The following is a 1,302-nucleotide window of genomic DNA, read 5'->3' as shown; positions in this document are numbered from 1 at the left end:
GGGAGTTTCCTAAAAACTGTGTAACTGCTTATAATCCATTAACCGGAGAATAAGCAATGACTACTCAATCTGACATTAAAAAACTGGCCGAGCAAATGGCTGGTAGCATGAACAGCTTCGATGACATCAAAGATTTTCAAAAGCAGCTCATGCAATCCTTTATTGATACTGCCTTAGAAGCTGAGATGGAAGACCATCTCGGCTACCCTAAGCATGAAAAGGCGGATAAACCTAATAAGCGTAACGGGCACACTAAAAAGACTGTCCGAAGTGACACAGGCGATCTTGAAATCTCTACCCCAAGAGACCGTCATGGTGACTTTGAACCTACACTCGTGCGCAAGCATCAAACCCGTATTAGTGGCCTTGATGACAAGATCATCTTCCTTTACGCCAAGGGTCAAACCACCACCGAGATTGTAGAGAGCATTAAAGAGCTCTACGATGTCGACATCTCAAGCTCTCTTGTCTCAAGAGTCACCGATAACATATTAGAGGACATCACCGCTTGGCAGAACAGGCCATTGAATAGTGTTTATCCTATCGTCTATTTGGACTGCATCGTCGTGAAGATACGTCAAGACAAGCAGATCATCAACAAGGCTATCTATCTGGCGCTAGGTGTTGCTCTTAACGGTAAAAAAGAGCTGCTTGGTATGTGGCTCTCAGAGAATGAAGGCGCTAAGTTCTGGCTAGGTGTTCTTACCGAGCTTCAAAACCGTGGCGTACAAGACATCTTAATCGCTTGTGTTGACGGTCTAAAGGGCTTCCCTGATGCCATTAACACCGTCTATCCAAAGGCACAGGTTCAGCTGTGTATCGTACACATGGTGCGCTATTCAATGAAGTTTGTGCCGTGGACGGATAAAAAGGCCGTAGCGGCTGATTTAAAGGCCATTTACGGCGCTGATACCCTTGAGATGGCAGAGGCCAATCTTGAGCACTTTGATGAGACTTGGGGCAAAGATTACCCGCACGTGGTCAAGTCTTGGCGCAATAACTGGGAGGGCTTAACGGTGTTCTTTGAGTATCCGAAAGACATCAGAAAAGTGATTTATACCACCAATGCGATAGAGTCGCTAAACAGTGTGATTCGGACGGCAGTGAATAAGCGTAAGGTGTTCCCATCTGATCAGGCAGCATTCAAAGTGGTGTACTTAGCCACCCAGCAGGCGTCTAAAAAGTGGTCGATGCCAATCCGTAACTGGACGTCTGCTCTGAATCGTTTTATGATTATGTTTGATGACCGTATCAGTAAGCATTTAATCTAAAGGGCAGTTACACAGAATATGGGATGGGCTC

1 protein-coding gene is annotated in these 1,302 nt (G+C 45.7%); it reads left to right on the top strand.

Features of this window, described 5'->3' with window-relative positions:
- Positions 1–56 precede the first annotated feature (56 nt).
- The gene (locus tag ACP69U_RS13800; RefSeq protein WP_248957073.1) at positions 57–1,271 is read left to right on the top strand and encodes an IS256 family transposase; all 1,215 of its coding nucleotides are present in this window, start codon (positions 57–59) and stop codon (positions 1,269–1,271) included.
- The last annotated feature ends 31 nt before the right edge of the window (positions 1,272–1,302 follow it).

This window comes from Psychrobacter sp. TWR1-1-1, assembly GCF_049895865.1.
In the GTDB taxonomy this organism is placed as follows: domain Bacteria; phylum Pseudomonadota; class Gammaproteobacteria; order Pseudomonadales; family Moraxellaceae; genus Psychrobacter; species Psychrobacter immobilis_A.
Note: the sequence above shows the minus strand (reverse complement) of the source record. Positions and strands in the feature narration are given on the sequence as shown.